We start from the raw sequence: 14352 nt of genomic DNA on the forward strand, positions 1-14352 counted from the left end.
GGAGGCACGGTGCCAGCTGGCACCGCGCCTCCAGTCCGTCGTCACGCACGCTCAGAGCCAGTGCCGCCGCTTGAACACCGCCCACAGCACGACCGCCAACAGCACCATCGCGACGATCGCCGCCGGGTACCCCCACACCCACCGCAGCTCGGGCATGTGCTCGAAGTTCATGCCGTAGATCGACGCGACCAACGTGGGAGCGAACAGGATCGCCGCCCAGGACGAGATCTTCTTCACCTCTTCGCCCTGCTCCATCGATGCCCGCGCCAGCCGCCGGCTCTCCTCCCCCTGTGCCAGGCTCGCGCTGGTCATCCGGCGCATCGCGTCGTTCTGCTCCTGCGTCACCAGGGTCGAGTGCAGCGTGAGCGCGTTCTCGAGCAGTGTCCGGAACGTGTCGACCCGCTCCGTCACGCGGATCGCGTGGTCGAGCACGTTCCGCAGCTGGTTCTGCACCTCGATGTCCGTGCCGTACTTCTCGGCACCGCGCAGCAACGCGTTGAGCATCCCGGGCAGCGGGCCGATGGCGCGCTGGAACCCGATGACCTCGCTGAGCAGCTGGTAGATCCGCCGCGAGGACGCCGGGTCGACGTCACCGTCGAACAGGTCGTCCTCGATGTCGTCGATGTCGTCCTGCAGCCCGGCGACGACCGGGGCGTAGCTGTCGATGACCTCGTCGAGGACCGCGCACAGCACCGCCTCGGATCCGCGCCCCAGGGCGTCCGGATCGGCTTCGAGTCGCTTCCGCACGTCCGCCAGGTTCGGCTGCTCCGCGTGCCGGACGGTGACGACGAAGTCGCGCCCGGTGAACAGGTGCACCTCACCGAACTCGACGGTCTCCTCGTCCTCGTCGTACCAGGCGGGTCGCAGCACCACGAACAGGGTGTCGCCGTAGCGCTCGAGCTTCGCCCGCTGGTGTCCCTTGTGCGCGTCCTCGACCGCGAGCGGGTGCAGCCCGAACTCGTCCGCGACCGAGGCCAGCTCGGCGGCCGTCGGTCGGAACAGCCCGATCCAGGCCATCGCGCCGCTTCCGGCAGCGTCGAGCGCCTCGTAGGTCAGGCCGAGGTCCTGCGGCGACTCCGTTCGGGTTCCGTTGACGTAGATGCCGTTGTCGATGAGGGCCACCGGTGTCCTCCTGGTTCCGTGGTGCATGCGGGCAACCTGCCGATCATGCCGGACCGCCGACGGCGGGAGCGCTTCTCTGACGGAGCCCTCACGCTTCGCGCCGGATTCCTGTCGGAGTCCTGACACGCCCTGGGCGCGACCCCAGGACGGACTGGAGGCACGGTGTCAGCTGGCATCGTGCCTCCAGTCCGTCACGTGGCAGACGAGACGGCGTGGATCTGACGGAACGTCGGGACGACAGCGAGGATGGTCTGGTGAATCGCACCGACCGGCTCTACGGGCTCGTGGAGGAGTTGCGCGCCGTCGCGCCGCAGCCGCGGAGCGCGCGTCGTCTCGCGGAGCGGTTCGAGGTGTCGGTGCGGACCATCGAACGGGACATCTCCGCGCTGCAGCAGTCGGGTCTGCCCATCTGGGCGGAGCCCGGCCGGACCGGCGGGTACGTCATCGACGCGTCCGCGACGCTCGGCCCGGCGGGCTTCACGCCGGACGAGGCCCTCGCGGTGCTGATCGGGCTCGGCTCGCTGGGGCGCAGTCCGTTCCGGCAGGCGGCGCAGACCGCGGCCAGGAAGACACTCGCGGTCATGCCCGCCGGCGACGCCGCACGAGCCAGCGCACTGGCATCCCGGGTGCACTTCCTGGAGGACGACGAGGACACGGTCGTCCCGGCCGAGTTCGCGGCGGCCCTGCGCGCGGATCGGGTCGTGCGACTCCGGTACCGGGACGCTGGCGGAGCGGAGTCGGTCCGCGACGTCGAACCGTTGGGGTCGATCGGGAAGGACGGTCAGTGGTACCTGATCGCCTGGTGCCGGACCCGCGACGGGGTGCGGGCGTTCCGGGGCGACCGGATGCTGTCGGTCGAGATCACCGACGAGCGGCCTGTGCAGCGCATCCTGCGATCCGAGGACCTCGCGATCCAGTACGGACGACTCCGGCCGGTCCTCGACGACTAGCGCGGTCGGTTTCCGGAAACGCGGTCGGTTTCCGGAAACACCGACAGGACGGTGTCGCGGCGGCCGGTGAAGCTGGTCGCTCCGAGTCAGCAGCACCACCGTGAGGAACCCCATGTCGTTCGCATCCGTCCGCATCATCACCGACGACCTCGAGGGCATGGTCGCCTTCTACGAGCGGATCACCGGCCAGCCGGCCGAGCGCCCCGCACCGGTCTTCGCGCAGTTCAGCGGCCCGGGTGCGACCCTCGCGATCGCCAGCACCGCCACGGTCGCCATGCTCAGCGGCGCGCTGACGCCGGCCACGAACCGTTCCGTGCTCATCGAGTTCGAGGTCGCCGACGTCGACGGCGACTTCGCCGGACTGCAGCTCGGCAGCGACGACGTCGTCCTGGAGCCGACCACGATGCCGTGGGGCAACCGTTCCGCACTGGTCCGCGACCCGGACGGCAACGTCGTCAACCTGTTCAGCAGGCCCGCCGCCGCCAACTAGGCGGAGCGGCTCAGGCGGCGGCGGCGTTCGCGGACGAGCGGCACTCCTCCGGTGGTCGCCCAGCAACGGACTCCGCAGCGATGTCACGGAGCCGTGTAAGCCGGTCGTGGGTGGCGCCGAGGGCCTCGATCTGGCGTCGGATGCGATCGCTCTCCTCGTCGAAGTGGTCGAGCATCGTCCGCGTGGCGACCCCGGTGTCGAGGAAGGGCAGGAGTTCGACGATCCGACGACTCGGCATGCCCGCCGCGTAGAGCATCTGCATGAAGCGCACCCGCGCGACATCGGGCTCGCGGTACTCCCGGTGTCCGCCCGTGGTCCGCTCCGACTCGAGGAGCCCCTGCTCCTCGTAGTACCGCAGTGACCGGACGCTGACGCCGGCACGTTCTGCGAGTTCACCGATCCGCATCGTTCTGTCCCTCGGGCTTGATCCTCACGTTGACGTCAGGTTCTAGCGTAGCGAGCATGAACCTCTCTGGAGCCACTGCCCTCGTCACCGGCACGAACCGCGGTATCGGACGCCACCTCGCCGCACAGCTGATCGCCCGCGGGGCGAAGGTCTACGCCACCGCCCGACGCCCCGAACTGATCGACCTCGAGGGCGCCGAGCGCCTCGCCCTCGACATCACCTCCCCCGCGTCCGTCGCAGCGGCCGCCGCGGTCGCGACCGACGTCGATCTCCTGATCAACAACGCCGGGATCGCGACCACGGCGACCCTGCTGGGCGACCTGGACGCAGCGCACGCCGACATGGACACGAACGTCTGGGGCACCCTGTCCGTGATCCGCGCATTCGCACCCGTCCTGGCGGCGAACGGCGGTGGGAGCATCGTGAACATCGCCTCGGGTGCCTCGTGGCTCGCCATGCCCGGAGCCTCCGCCTACGCGGTGTCGAAGGCCGCCCTGTGGAACATGGGCAACGCGTTGCGGCACGAGCTGGCCGGCCAAGGGACCGCGGTGATGTCCGTGCACCTCGGAGTCGCCGACACCGACATGACCGCGGGGATCTCGATGGCCAAGACCGACCCTGCGGATGTGGCGCGCGCGACCTTGGACGGGGTCGAGCGCGACGACTACGAGGTCGTCGTCGACGAGCAGACCGCGTTGATCAAGCAGATGCTCGCCGGCCGCCCCGAGGAGCTGTACGCGGTGGTGGCGCAGATGCTCGCGTCGTAGGAGTCGGCTTCACGCAGCCTTCGGCACGGCCGCCAACGTGCGGCCGTGCCGGGCCGCCTGCTGCGGACGCGCTCGGTGTCCCCGACGTGCGCTCGGACCCGGGCTTCGCGGCTGCGGCGACGGCGACGCCCGAGATCGATGAGGACAACCCTGACACCCGGCCTCCGGTCGGCTCCTGAGATGAAGGGAGAGCACTGGCACCCGAGCTCAGGAGGCGAGGGGCTCCAGCTCCCGCGCCTGGTCCGCTGACGGGTGCTCCTCGACGTACCGGCGCTCAGGTTGCGTCGACACCCTGCCCACGCTCCACCCGATCATGGTCGCAAGAGAGCGCATCGAACCGAACCACGCGGCTCCCCGCAATCGACGGCCGCTACCTGCGGAGCCGGTCCGCGGCGTCCGTCGCGGCACCGACCATGCGGCGGATGAACGCGGCGTGGTGCTCGAGCTCCGCTGCAGGCACCTGTTGCAGGGCGGCAGCAATCTCGGCGGTCGACCTCTCCGTGAACGCCCGCGCACGTTCCCGTGCCGCCGGTGTCGGACGGAGCGTCACCCGGCGCCGGTCGGTGTGCTCACGGCTGCGTGCGAGCAGACCGGCCGCTTCCAAGCGGTTCAGCAGCACCGTCACGGAGCCGGAGGTCATACCGATCCGCTGCCCGAGCCGTGCGGGCGACAGCGGGTCCCCGGACGAGTCGGCCCAGAGCACCTGTCCGAGGGCGTTCGCATCTGTGGTCGGCAGGTCGAGCCAGGAGGACATCAGCTGGTTGAGCTCCGCGAACGCCACCGCCCAGGTCTGGAGCGCTTCCATCACCTCGACCTGGGGTGCATCCCACTCCGCCTCGAACACGTCGTCCATCGAATTCCTTTACTGTGTAGTATCTTTATTGTAAAGCTCAAAACGGAGGAACACCATGGCAAACCGCACCGCTGTCATCTCAGGAGCCAGTATCGCTGGCCTGTCGACCGCATACTGGCTCCGCCGGACCGGATGGGACGTGACCGTCATCGAACGCGCCGCTGCGTTCCGTGACGGCGGACAGAACGTCGATGTTCGAGGCGTCGCGCGCGACGTGCTTCGCAAGATGGGCTTGTTCGACGCCGTGAAGGCACGGAACACCACCGAGACGGGCACCGTGCTCGTTGACGGGCGAGGGGCCGTCACCGCCGAACTGCCCTCCGACGGGGCCGGCGGCGCGACAGCGGAACTCGAGATCCTGCGCGGCGACCTCGCTCGGACGATCCTCGACATCCTGCCGGCCGGCGTCTCCTTCATCTACGGGGACACCGTGTCGGACGTCGCCGACGACGCTGCGAGAGTCACCGTGACGACCGCGAAGGGACAGCGCCTCAGCGCGGACCTGTTCGTCATCGCCGAGGGTGTCCGGTCTCGGACCCGTGCGATGGTCTTCGCCGAGGGCGACGTCGACCAGCGCGACCTCGACGTCACCATGGTGTTCGGGACCATCCCGCGGACCGACAGCGATGACGACCGTTGGCGGTGGCACAACGCCGTTCGCGGACGCCAGGTCCACCTGCGACCCGACCCGTACGGCACCACCCGCGCGATCCTCGCCTACTCTCCCGGCGACGACGTCATGGGTCTGACTCGTGAGCAGACACTGGCGGCGGTGCGGCGCAGGTACGACGGAGTCGGGTGGGAGGCGCCACGGGTCCTGGACGCGCTCGACACGTCCCCGGACGTCTACATCGACCAGCTCCAGCAGATCCGGATGCGGACCTGGCACCGCGGCCACGTCGTGATGGCCGGTGACGCCGGATGGTGCGTCACACCGATGGGTGGCGGCGGCGCCTCACTCGCGCTCACCGCCGGGTACGTCCTTGCCGCGGAGCTCGCCGACGTGACGCAGGACCAGGAAGCAGCGCTGACCGCGTACGAGAAGTGGATGCGCCCGCTGGTCGACGATGTGCAGGACCTCCCTCGCGGACTCAAGGCCCTGGCGTACCCGCAGTCCCGACTCGCTCTCGCGCTCCGCGGGCTCCTCAACAAGGTGTTGATGTCACGGCCGCTTCGACCCGTCGCCATGAAGCTCACCCAGGTCGCCGAGACCGATCGCGAGTTGCCGGTCCTCCTCGATCGCTGAGTCCTCAGCGAGGCAGGGGACGCACTCACTCCGCGACGTCCGGCAAGCTGGGAGCATGGCCGACACAGCCCCAGGTACCGTCCACTTCCATCAGAAGCACCACGAAGCGATCATCCGCGGCGACAAGGTCACCACCGTGCGGTGGAACGAGTCCGTACAGGTCGGCGCGGCGACGTTCGTCTTCGACGATCACCCGACCGCCGAACCGTTGGCCGGCGCGATCACCGCCGTGCACCGTTACCGGCTCGACACCCTCACGGCAGAACAGGCGCATCAGCCTCCGGGGACGGACATGCGGCGCTTCGGGGAACAGCTCCGCGAGAACTACTACCCCGAGATGCCGGACGACGCGGTCGTCGAAGTGGCAGAACTCATGACTCGGCCATCTCTGTAGGGCACCTGCTGACGGACACCAGAGTGGCCGCCAGCGCGCATACCCTGGCGGAATGAGGCAACGTCGAGTCGGGGGTCCTGCACTGTTGGTCGGCGTCGCCGTCGCGGTCGCGGTGACGCTCACCGGCTGCACGGGCGGCAATGACGGCCTGGCCAAGCAGTACCGCGACGGCGAGACGAAGAACTACATCTCGGGAGACGGTGCTGTCACGGAGTTCGCCGCGAACGATCGTGGTGAACGGATCATTTTCGAGACGCATGACCTCGACGGCAAGGTCATCCGAGCCGATCAGTACCGTGGCAAGGCGCTCGTCCTCAACTTCTGGTACGCGTCGTGCGCACCCTGCCGCGTCGAGGCGAAGGACCTCCAAGCCGTCAGCGATGATCGGCACGCCCAGGCGTCGTTCCTCGGCGTCGATGTCCGGGACTCGGCAGCGACCGCGCGTGCCTTCGTGAAGGAGCACGACGTCTCGTACAGCAACGCCGTCGATCAGGACGCGGCCGTGCAACTCGCGTTCTCCGGGACGAACGCCCCCAACTCGACGCCGGCAACCATCATTCTCGACAAGGAGGGCCGAGTGAGCGCCCGCATCCTCGGGCCGATCAATCGCAGTGTGTTGACGACGTTGATCGACGAAGCCAACAAGTGACGACGTGACGTCGGAGTCCTGAACAACGAGGCAGTCAGTGCGCCGAGCGCGGACGGCGGGGTGCCCCGTGGAGGTATCGCCTGACGGTCCGGCAGGAGTGACGGGCGTCGTGGCTACTTCTTCTCGAACTTTTCCCAGTAGCGGGCGAGAGCCGCTTGGCCCGGTTGAGCCGTGGTGAACAGGACTACAGCGGACCCGATGAAGATGACGAGAAACGCGACCAGAAGGTCGAGCGTGCCGTCCGAGTGGGCCATCAACACGAAACCGATGACGATGACGAGCGCACCCAGTGTCGCGAGTACGACGCGTCGAGGGGTCATGAGTGCGAATCTATCGTCACCGTCATGGATCGGTATCAATTCGCCTCGCGGTCAACGGCATTCGTTCAGTGACGGGGCCGGTGGAAACTTCCCGTTAGCCGATCGGCTTGCGGTACTGCTTCCATCGCTTGCGCTGCGCGACCGCGCTACGCTCAGCGAGGTGGGCACGTTCTTGATTGGGCTGGCAGTGATCGGCGTCATATGGGGCTGTTTTCTCGTACTCTTCCCGAGGCCGATCTCCCGCTTCGCGCGGAAAGTGCAAGGGGAGTTCTGGGGAGGGCAGTTCACTCCGGAGCTCACACGATTCGTCGGCTGTGGTTTTGTTCTCGGAGGCGTCATCGCAGCTGGGACGTTCGTCGCCGATCTCCTCAGGCGCTGAGGGCCCGAGGAACGCCGCGTACGGGATCGCTAGGCGGTCAGTTGGGCTCGGAGCTCTTCTGGCGTCAGGTCGTAGCCCGTTACACGAGGTCCCGACCAGTTCAGACCTGCGTTCAGTCCGTCCTTCTCGATTCCCGGAAGCCATCGGCTCTCGAAGTCAACGCGCGAGATCTCCAGGGGTCGAAAGCCCTTGTACGCCGGAACCTGTGCGATGACGCGCTCCGCGCGCGACCGCCGAGACCAGAACGGCATTGCCCGGCGGCCATCGGCTGCCTTCGGTGCGGGCACACCGTTGTTGTCTTCGACCGTCCACACCGGCCCGTTGCTGCCGATCTCACGAAAGAACGACGACGCCTGTGCAGCACTGACAGTCACACCACAAAACTAGCGCAGACCCTCGTGCCGGTAGCCGATCGCCCATCGGGGCGTCGGTCGGGTAGTTCCACGGGTAGCTTGAGCATCATGACGACTCACGAGTGGCTGGGCCGACGCCTGCCGCTGTGGACGCTGGTCCTCGTCGGTGTCGTTCTTCTCGGCGTCGCCGCGTCGCTGTTGGTCCTCGTCGACTCGATGTTGGTCTTCCTGGCTATCTCACCACTCAGCGTCGTGGGGCTGTACACGCTCGCCTATGCCGGCGGGGAGTGGCGACGACGAAGCGACAAGCAGAGCTCCCGGTAGCCGATCCGCTAGCGGTCTTCGCCGTCCCGCAAGCTTTTCAAGCCCGCGTACAGCGGCCACGGCATGAGCACGATCAACAGGAGCCACGACCCGGGTTGGGTGGTGTTGATGATGAGGTTCAGCAGTCCGAGCGCGAGCAGAAGACTGGCTGCGATCACCATGAACCACGCAAACGGGCGCGGATACTTCGGCGGCTTCACCAGCTCAACGTAACGGCGAGCGGATTGTCTCGCACAACGATCGACCGCCGAACGAGGCTGCCAGCGACTCAGGTTCGCTTCGTCCGGTCACGCTCGGATCGGGCGGACCCGTGGAGTGCGAAGCCGATCGCGCCGACGATCGCAGCCAGCAATCCCATCGCCGCGATGACCAGCCCTCCGGCCACGAGCCCGACGTACTGGACGCCCGCACCGAGAAGTGCCATCACGAGCCCCGCGACCAGAGTTCCGAGGCCGAACGCAAGGCCGAACACACGAGGCGGAATGCGAGGGAACATGCGTCCATCTAACTCTCGACTCTCGACTCTCCGCGATCCGCGCGCGCTGGCGAAGTGACGTCCGTGCCCGGATGTGGCGGCCACCCCGGTCCGTCGCCGGCTGCGCTCCGGACCTCCTCGACGACGACCGCGGGTCACGCCCGAACACTCGACCGCGGTGCAGTCTCGACTGGAGAACTCGGCGAACTCCCCCGCGAACAGCGTCGGTGACGGAAATGGGTTGCGATCTGCCAAGCGTCCTCGGTCTGCATCCATGCACCTTGCCAACGGACGCCGCTGCCGCCCGAGGCTGCGCGCGCATCACCGTAGCGATCGGGGCACGTCCTCGCCGAACCCGAGCAGCATCGACGGTTCCAGGTCACTCACTCCCCCGATGCGCATCTGCGACAACGGGTGGGTCCTCGAGGGCGTTCAACGGTGACCGTTCAGCCGAGTGCCGGCGGGAGCGCCCCGATCTGCCCGAGGATGCTGAGCACGTCCGGCTGACCGACCTCGTCGACGATCAGTCCCTCGTCGAAACGGTAGAAGTTGCTCGCGTTCGCGACCACCGTCCTCCCCGTAGCGGGGACACCGAGGAACTCGCCGTCGTGCGTGCCGCGGAGTTCGAAACGTGCTGCGACCGTGTCGCCCTCGACGACGATCCGGTCGATGCTCCACTGGATGTCAGAGAACGCGCCCCGCATGATCGTCAGGATTTGCAGGTACCCCGGCAGCCCGCGCAGCGGCTCGGGCGAGAACGGCGTCAAGAACGCCGCCTCCGGTGCGATGACCGTCTCACCGATGGACGGGTCGGCGCTGTTGATGAAGTCGACGAATCGCAGGAACGAGAGGCGTGTGTCTGTGGTCATGGACAACTACTTTACATAGCAAGTAGATGCCGTAGAGTCGAAACATGAGTATGGACCTCGCCCCCCTCCCTGGAATCGACGCCCAGGATGACCGGACCGGGCGAGTGGCGCGTCTGCACGAGTACTTCGCCGCGCTGGTGCGGCACGAGACCGACGTGTGGAACGCGGTCGAGAAGCGGATGCGGGGCGAGGGTGTGCTGAGCCTGGCCCGACTGGAAGTGTTGCGGATCGTCCAGGCAGCCTCATCGGGCGCCCGGGTGCAGGACGTCGCGACCGGCGTCGGGACGTCGATCGCTGCAGCCAGTCGCTTGCTGGACCGGCTCGCCGCCGATGGCTTCCTCGAGCGTTCGACGGACCCGGACGATCGGCGCAGCGTCCGCAGCGTGCTCTCACCCCAGGGGAGAGACGCCTTCGCCCTCGCGGACGAGCGGTTCGACCAAGCGCTGGACGCCGTGCTCTCGGACGCCGATGCCGCGGCGATCGCAGACGGCATCGCGGCACTCGAGCGCCTGCAGTCGACGTTGGAGGCAAGGCGATGACGGCCACCATGCGGGCCGTCGTGATCGACGCACCCGGTGGCCCCGACGTCTTGCACCTCCGTGAGCTGCCGATCCCGATCCCAGGCCCGGGCCAGGTGCTGATCCGTGTAGAAGCGTTCGGGCTCAACCGGTCCGAGCTGCACTTCCGCCGCGGCATGGGCCATTTCGGGACCTTCCCACGGGTGCCCGGGATCGAAGCCGTCGGGACCGTGGAGGCAGCCCCAGGTGGAGAGTTCCCCGCCGGTACCCAAGTAGCCGGGCTGATGGGCGGGATGGGTCGCGACTTCGACGGGGGCTACGCCGAGTACACCGTCGTTCCGGCCAGCAGCGTCGTGCCGTTCCGGAGCAGCCTCGACTGGTCCCTGCTCGGCGCCGTCCCCGAGATGCTGCAGACCGCACACGGTTCGCTCACCGTGGGCGTCGGTGCCCGCCGGGGCGACACGATCCTGATCCGCGGTGGCACGTCGTCGATCGGCCTGGCGTGCATCGTGCTGGCGAAGCAGCAGGGCATGACCGTCATCGCCACCACGCGCAACCCGGACCGCACGGAGCGACTGCACACCACTGGTGCGGACCACGTCGTGGTGGACTCGGGCAGGATCGCCGACACGGTCCGTCGAATCGTGCCGGACGGCGTGAACGGAGCGGTCGAGTTGATCGGCACCGACACGCTGCCCGACACGCTCCGGGCGACAGCCGTCCACGGCACCGTGTCGTTCAGCGGGATGCTCTCCGACGTCTGGACCATCCCCGACTTCTACCCGATGGCGGTGATCCCCAACGGGGTGCGCCTCACCGCGTACTCCGGCGAAGCGAGCGACCTGCCGGCATCGGTGCTGCAGACGTTCCTCGACGCCGTCGCAGCCGGCACCGTGCAGGTCCCGATCGCGAAGGTGTATCCACTCGAGGAGATCGTGCAGGCCCACCGCGACATGGAGGACGGGACCCGGTCAGGCAAGCTCGTCGTCATCATCCGATGATGGGTACGGGCTCTCCGGAACCCCGCTCTCGGGGTGGAACCCGTTCGTCCTCGACAAGGGCGCCAGCCAGTGCAAGTCAGGAAGGTCTGATGTCTCCTCGCAGCTACAAGATCACCTTGGCCGTCCTCGGCCTGGTCAGTCTCTTGCTCGTGCCGTTCTTGGTGCAGGGCGCCCTGCCGGCGATGTACGGCACAGTCGCACTCGTCGTTGTCGTCGCTTGGCTGCTCTACGGCGTCGTCAGCTCGAAGCTGACCCGACGATCCGGGCACAGCTAGGCAGGTCTCGGTGGCCCGCAACTGACGGACAGGAGGCCCGGTACCAGCTGGCACCGGGCCTCCAGTCCGTCAGTGGCACGCGTCCAGGGCCTGCGCTCCTGTCGTCGCATCCCACGCGCGCCGCCGTACCCGGCAGCACCGTCCGGTCACCCCCAGGTCAAAGGCTGTTCACCCGCTGCCGCTACCTCTGCTTGTCGGACCGCTGCCCGAGGGTCCCGATACCGGAGGACCCATGAACACCCGCACCGCACTGTCCTGCGTTGCCGTCGCCGCCCTCGCCTCACTGGTGTTCGCGACACCGGCACACGCCGACGAGGCCAGCTTCACCAGCAGTAAGCAGCCGTACATCGCCCCCAGCCAGTCGGACATCGACGCCTACTCGCCGGCACCGACGGGCTACGCCCCCGTCGCCACGGAGTCGGTCGCCCGACACGGATCCCGGGGACTGTCCGCGTACAAGTACGACGCACTGCTGCACCGTCTCGCCGCGACCGCGCAGGCCGAGAACGGGTTCCTGACGCCGGAGATCGGGAAGGCGTTCTCCGCGAACCTCGACGCCATCACCGCGGCGAACGTCGCGAACGGCTACGGCATGCTCACCGGTCAGGGCGCCACCCAGCACCAGGGCATCGGAGCACGGGCCGCGCAGCGCAACGAGCAGCTGTTCGCAGCTGCGGCGAAGACGGGCGGGCGTGTCGTCGCCGAGACCTCGGGTGAGTCTCGCGCGACGGAGTCGGGCGAGAACTTCTTGCGGGGCTTCGGGGCCACGGGTGTCAAGCTCGAGCCGCGCCCTGACCTGCTCTACTTCCACGAGGTCGAGAACCCGGACGGCACCGAGAAGGCCGAAGGGTCGCCCGAGCGCCAGCGCGCCCAGGCGTACGAGGACTACGTCGCCCAACAGACCGGTGACGGCGGCACGATCGCCGCAGCCCTGCAGTACATCGAGGCGAAGCCGCGATCCGTCGAAGCGGCGAAGGACTTGCTCTCCGGCATCTTCACGCCCGGGTTCATCGCCGCGATCGGCACGGACAAGGCACACACCTGGTACAACACCGCCGACGGCTCGAAGGGCGGCGCGGTGGCGTGTGCGCCCGGTGCCGACACGAAGGCCGATCCCGATGCCTGCGGCGATCCGAAGAAGTCGATCAAGAGCACCGTCGATGCGGCGATGTCGCTGTACAACCTGTACATCATCGCGGCCGACATGCAAGAGGAGAACGTCGCTCCGCACCAGTTCGACTTCGCGCAGTACTTCGCTGGCCGGCCGGCGGATGCCGAGTGGTTCGCGTACCTGCTCGACGCCGAGGACTTCTACGAGAAGGGCCCGAGCCTCGCCGGGCACGACGAGACGTACTCGATCGCCGAGCCCCTGCTCGACGACTTCTTCGCCATGATCGACGCCCGCGTCGCCGGCGGCGACGTGGTCGCGACCTTCCGCTTCGCGCACGCCGAGACGATCATCCCGTTCGCGGCGCTGCTGCGTCTGCCGGGATCCACCGTCGCCGCGCCCGACAACGCTGCTCCGACCTCGGACGCCGACGTCTACGACGACGCCACCAACCCGTGGCGAGGATCCCAGGTGACGCCGATGGCTGCGAACGTGCAGTGGGACGTCGTGTCGCGAGCGGGCATCGACCCCGCTACCGGAGCGACCTACACGCCGCTCGTGCGCATGCTCTACAACGAGCGGGAGATCGCGTTCGCCTCCGGCTGCCGTGCGGTCGCCGCAGGGTCGCACTGGGTCAAGGAGACCGAGCTCAAGCACTGCCTGACCGGCGCGGCGATGACCGAGAGCCCGCTGATCGCTGCGGCCGTGCCAGGACCGACCGCGACGCCCACCGCGGAGCCCGCGCCGACGCCGACCGTGGCACCAGCGACCCATGCTGCCGGCGCACCGACGACCCCGCCGACGATCCCGGCGACGGCGACGGGCACGCTGGCCGCGACCGGAGCGGAGTCACCTGTCGGACCGGCGTTGCTCGCGACACTGCTCCTCCTGGCCGGCGCCGGGACGCTGGTGCTGCGTCGCCGGCGTCGCCGGCGACCCACCGAGTGACACCGACGCGGATCCGCGGCTTCTCGAGATGACCAGCCTGTCCCGGCGCCCCGCCCCAGCGGGGTGACGGACGGACTGGAGGCACGGTGCCAGCTGGCACCGTGCCTCCAGTCCGTCCGTGGTCGCGTTCCAGGTCCTCGCCGAGTTCACCCGCTCCGGGCGATGGGCGCCTCCCCCAGCAGGACGAAGGTGGTGGTCCGTTCAACGGACCGACGGCCGGGAGCAGAAGGCATGAGCAGTACAGGGCAGTCCGATCGCCGGACTCGTTGGCGCTCGAACCGCGAGCTCATCACCGTCCTCATCCTCTCGATCACCGCGGTCCTCACCGCCTGGTGCGGGTTCCAGGCATCGAAGTGGAGCGGCGAGATGTCGATCGCGTTCAGCCAGGCCTCGAGCGCTCGGGTGCAAGCCGCCGACGCGACCTCTGAAGCGCGCGACGCCCGGCAGTGGGACCTCACCATCTGGGTGCAGTGGGTCCTCGCTGATGCACGCAACGACACGGTGCTCCGGGACTACGTCGAGCAACGGTTCACCCCGGAGCTCCGGACCGCGTTCGAGGCTTGGCAGGCCGACGGGAAAGCAGCGGCCGGACCGTTCGCCGAGCGGTCCTACGTCCCCGAGGGCACCGCCGCCGCGACCGCACTCGCCGATCGCGCGGATGGACGCTTCGCCCGGGCGCTCGAGATGAACCAACGGGCGGACAACTACTCCATCCTCACCGTCCTCTTCGCCCTCGTCCTGTTCCTCACGGCCCTGTCCCAACGGGAACTGCGCGAGCGACTGCGAGATGTCCTGTTGATCACAGCCGTCGTTGGCGCGCTCGCCGGCATCGCCCTCCTCGCCACGTTCCCCGTCAAGCTCTGACCGACCGGAGCGAGGCTCCAGACCGGTGCGGTCGATCGGGA

21 protein-coding genes are annotated in these 14352 nt (G+C 68.3%); 13 read left to right on the forward strand and 8 right to left on the reverse strand.

Annotated features, from left to right (window positions below):
* Positions 1–51: 51 nt before the first annotated feature.
* Positions 52–1122, reverse strand: a complete 1071-nt coding sequence (locus DEJ05_RS02480; protein ID WP_111109655.1) for a magnesium and cobalt transport protein CorA — start codon at positions 1120–1122, stop codon at positions 52–54.
* Positions 1123–1376: 254 nt separating this feature from the next.
* On the opposite strand from DEJ05_RS02480, the gene DEJ05_RS02485 reads away from it, so the two are divergent.
* Both DEJ05_RS02485 and DEJ05_RS02490 read left to right on the forward strand, forming a co-directional pair.
* Entirely contained in the window at positions 1377–2072 is a 696-nt protein-coding gene (locus DEJ05_RS02485; protein WP_111109656.1) for a YafY family protein, read from the forward strand.
* Between the two features lie 112 nt (positions 2073–2184).
* On the forward strand, positions 2185–2562 hold the full coding sequence (locus tag DEJ05_RS02490) for a VOC family protein (protein WP_111109657.1): 378 nt from the start codon (positions 2185–2187) through the stop codon (positions 2560–2562).
* A gap of 10 nt (positions 2563–2572) precedes the next feature.
* Here the strand turns inward: DEJ05_RS02490 and DEJ05_RS02495 are convergent, their stop codons facing one another.
* On the reverse strand, positions 2573–2968 hold the full coding sequence (locus DEJ05_RS02495; protein ID WP_111030427.1) for a MerR family transcriptional regulator: 396 nt from the start codon (positions 2966–2968) through the stop codon (positions 2573–2575).
* Positions 2969–3024: 56 nt separating this feature from the next.
* Here DEJ05_RS02495 and DEJ05_RS02500 point away from each other — a divergent pair, with 56 nt between their 5' ends.
* The gene (locus tag DEJ05_RS02500) at positions 3025–3735 is read left to right on the forward strand and encodes an SDR family oxidoreductase (RefSeq protein ID WP_111109658.1); all 711 of its coding nucleotides are present in this window, start codon (positions 3025–3027) and stop codon (positions 3733–3735) included.
* A gap of 370 nt (positions 3736–4105) precedes the next feature.
* On the opposite strand, the gene DEJ05_RS02505 is transcribed toward DEJ05_RS02500, so the two are convergent.
* Positions 4106–4588 carry a MarR family winged helix-turn-helix transcriptional regulator gene (locus DEJ05_RS02505; RefSeq protein ID WP_111030429.1) on the reverse strand — a complete coding sequence of 161 codons (483 nt, stop codon included), beginning with the start codon at positions 4586–4588 and terminating at the stop codon, positions 4106–4108.
* A gap of 55 nt (positions 4589–4643) precedes the next feature.
* On the opposite strand from DEJ05_RS02505, the gene DEJ05_RS02510 reads away from it, so the two are divergent.
* From DEJ05_RS02510 to DEJ05_RS02520, 3 genes are read left to right on the forward strand one after another with little or no spacing between them, the layout of a single operon-like run.
* Entirely contained in the window at positions 4644–5834 is a 1191-nt protein-coding gene (locus DEJ05_RS02510; RefSeq protein WP_111109659.1) for an FAD-dependent monooxygenase, read from the forward strand.
* A 55-nt stretch (positions 5835–5889) separates the two neighbouring features.
* The gene (locus tag DEJ05_RS02515) at positions 5890–6228 is read left to right on the forward strand and encodes an ASCH domain-containing protein (protein WP_111023236.1); all 339 of its coding nucleotides are present in this window, start codon (positions 5890–5892) and stop codon (positions 6226–6228) included.
* Positions 6229–6280: 52 nt separating this feature from the next.
* Positions 6281–6877 carry a TlpA disulfide reductase family protein gene (locus DEJ05_RS02520; RefSeq protein ID WP_111109660.1) on the forward strand — a complete coding sequence of 199 codons (597 nt, stop codon included), beginning with the start codon at positions 6281–6283 and terminating at the stop codon, positions 6875–6877.
* A 113-nt stretch (positions 6878–6990) separates the two neighbouring features.
* Here the strand turns inward: DEJ05_RS02520 and DEJ05_RS02525 are convergent, their stop codons facing one another.
* The gene (locus DEJ05_RS02525; protein WP_111109661.1) at positions 6991–7197 is read right to left on the reverse strand and encodes a hypothetical protein; all 207 of its coding nucleotides are present in this window, start codon (positions 7195–7197) and stop codon (positions 6991–6993) included.
* Positions 7198–7357: 160 nt separating this feature from the next.
* On the opposite strand from DEJ05_RS02525, the gene DEJ05_RS17775 reads away from it, so the two are divergent.
* Positions 7358–7576, forward strand: coding sequence for a hypothetical protein (locus tag DEJ05_RS17775; RefSeq protein WP_146244998.1), 219 nt, complete (start codon positions 7358–7360; stop codon positions 7574–7576).
* Between the two features lie 29 nt (positions 7577–7605).
* On the opposite strand, the gene DEJ05_RS02530 is transcribed toward DEJ05_RS17775, so the two are convergent.
* Positions 7606–7950: a DUF2750 domain-containing protein gene (locus DEJ05_RS02530; protein WP_111109662.1), complete on the reverse strand. Its 345-nt coding sequence runs from the start codon at positions 7948–7950 to the stop codon at positions 7606–7608.
* A gap of 87 nt (positions 7951–8037) precedes the next feature.
* On the opposite strand from DEJ05_RS02530, the gene DEJ05_RS02535 reads away from it, so the two are divergent.
* Positions 8038–8253, forward strand: coding sequence for a hypothetical protein (locus DEJ05_RS02535; RefSeq protein WP_111109663.1), 216 nt, complete (start codon positions 8038–8040; stop codon positions 8251–8253).
* Between the two features lie 8 nt (positions 8254–8261).
* Here DEJ05_RS02535 and DEJ05_RS02540 read toward each other — a convergent pair whose 3' ends face one another.
* The 3 genes from DEJ05_RS02540 to DEJ05_RS02550 form a co-directional block, all read right to left on the reverse strand.
* Positions 8262–8453: a hypothetical protein gene (locus tag DEJ05_RS02540; protein ID WP_111109664.1), complete on the reverse strand. Its 192-nt coding sequence runs from the start codon at positions 8451–8453 to the stop codon at positions 8262–8264.
* Between the two features lie 68 nt (positions 8454–8521).
* Positions 8522–8677: a hypothetical protein gene (locus DEJ05_RS17955; RefSeq protein ID WP_181440631.1), complete on the reverse strand. Its 156-nt coding sequence runs from the start codon at positions 8675–8677 to the stop codon at positions 8522–8524.
* Positions 8678–9174: 497 nt separating this feature from the next.
* Positions 9175–9597: an ester cyclase gene (locus tag DEJ05_RS02550; protein WP_110864774.1), complete on the reverse strand. Its 423-nt coding sequence runs from the start codon at positions 9595–9597 to the stop codon at positions 9175–9177.
* Between the two features lie 44 nt (positions 9598–9641).
* On the opposite strand from DEJ05_RS02550, the gene DEJ05_RS02555 reads away from it, so the two are divergent.
* The 5 genes from DEJ05_RS02555 (at position 9642) to DEJ05_RS02575 (ending at position 14311) form a co-directional block, all read left to right on the forward strand.
* Positions 9642–10136: a MarR family transcriptional regulator gene (locus DEJ05_RS02555; RefSeq protein WP_111109666.1), complete on the forward strand. Its 495-nt coding sequence runs from the start codon at positions 9642–9644 to the stop codon at positions 10134–10136.
* Positions 10133–11116 carry a zinc-binding alcohol dehydrogenase family protein gene (locus tag DEJ05_RS02560; RefSeq protein ID WP_111109667.1) on the forward strand — a complete coding sequence of 328 codons (984 nt, stop codon included), beginning with the start codon at positions 10133–10135 and terminating at the stop codon, positions 11114–11116. The genes DEJ05_RS02555 and DEJ05_RS02560 overlap by 4 nt, the downstream gene beginning before the upstream one ends.
* An 89-nt stretch (positions 11117–11205) precedes the next feature.
* Positions 11206–11391 (forward strand): hypothetical protein, encoded by a 186-nt coding sequence (locus DEJ05_RS02565; protein ID WP_071244971.1) that lies wholly within the window; start codon positions 11206–11208, stop codon positions 11389–11391.
* A 232-nt stretch (positions 11392–11623) separates the two neighbouring features.
* On the forward strand, positions 11624–13447 hold the full coding sequence (locus tag DEJ05_RS02570; protein WP_111109668.1) for a histidine-type phosphatase: 1824 nt from the start codon (positions 11624–11626) through the stop codon (positions 13445–13447).
* 231 nt (positions 13448–13678) lie between these two features.
* Positions 13679–14311 carry a hypothetical protein gene (locus tag DEJ05_RS02575; protein WP_111109669.1) on the forward strand — a complete coding sequence of 211 codons (633 nt, stop codon included), beginning with the start codon at positions 13679–13681 and terminating at the stop codon, positions 14309–14311.
* Positions 14312–14352: the final 41 nt, after the last annotated feature.

This window comes from Curtobacterium sp. MCLR17_045 (genome assembly GCF_003234405.1).
GTDB classification, from domain to species: Bacteria; Actinomycetota; Actinomycetes; order Actinomycetales; family Microbacteriaceae; genus Curtobacterium; species Curtobacterium flaccumfaciens.

Bases quoted from the DNA above. Each gene is read 5' to 3' on its own strand.
- DEJ05_RS02495 (WP_111030427.1), bottom strand. From the start codon at position 2,968: ATGCGGATCGGTGAACTCGCAGAACGTGCCGGCGTCAGCGTCCGGTCA.
- DEJ05_RS17955 (WP_181440631.1), bottom strand. From the start codon at position 8,677: ATGGCACTTCTCGGTGCGGGCGTCCAGTACGTCGGGCTCGTGGCCGGA.
- DEJ05_RS02535 (WP_111109663.1), top strand. From the start codon at position 8,038: ATGACGACTCACGAGTGGCTGGGCCGACGCCTGCCGCTGTGGACGCTG.
- DEJ05_RS02515 (WP_111023236.1), top strand. From the start codon at position 5,890: ATGGCCGACACAGCCCCAGGTACCGTCCACTTCCATCAGAAGCACCAC.
- DEJ05_RS02510 (WP_111109659.1), top strand. From the start codon at position 4,644: ATGGCAAACCGCACCGCTGTCATCTCAGGAGCCAGTATCGCTGGCCTG.
- DEJ05_RS02520 (WP_111109660.1), top strand. From the start codon at position 6,281: ATGAGGCAACGTCGAGTCGGGGGTCCTGCACTGTTGGTCGGCGTCGCC.
- DEJ05_RS02570 (WP_111109668.1), top strand. From the start codon at position 11,624: ATGAACACCCGCACCGCACTGTCCTGCGTTGCCGTCGCCGCCCTCGCC.
- DEJ05_RS02575 (WP_111109669.1), top strand. From the start codon at position 13,679: ATGAGCAGTACAGGGCAGTCCGATCGCCGGACTCGTTGGCGCTCGAAC.
- DEJ05_RS02555 (WP_111109666.1), top strand. From the start codon at position 9,642: ATGAGTATGGACCTCGCCCCCCTCCCTGGAATCGACGCCCAGGATGAC.
- DEJ05_RS02550 (WP_110864774.1), bottom strand. From the start codon at position 9,597: ATGACCACAGACACACGCCTCTCGTTCCTGCGATTCGTCGACTTCATC.
- DEJ05_RS02490 (WP_111109657.1), top strand. From the start codon at position 2,185: ATGTCGTTCGCATCCGTCCGCATCATCACCGACGACCTCGAGGGCATG.
- DEJ05_RS02525 (WP_111109661.1), bottom strand. From the start codon at position 7,197: ATGACCCCTCGACGCGTCGTACTCGCGACACTGGGTGCGCTCGTCATC.
- DEJ05_RS02500 (WP_111109658.1), top strand. From the start codon at position 3,025: ATGAACCTCTCTGGAGCCACTGCCCTCGTCACCGGCACGAACCGCGGT.
- DEJ05_RS02505 (WP_111030429.1), bottom strand. From the start codon at position 4,588: ATGGACGACGTGTTCGAGGCGGAGTGGGATGCACCCCAGGTCGAGGTG.
- DEJ05_RS02560 (WP_111109667.1), top strand. From the start codon at position 10,133: ATGACGGCCACCATGCGGGCCGTCGTGATCGACGCACCCGGTGGCCCC.
- DEJ05_RS02565 (WP_071244971.1), top strand. From the start codon at position 11,206: ATGTCTCCTCGCAGCTACAAGATCACCTTGGCCGTCCTCGGCCTGGTC.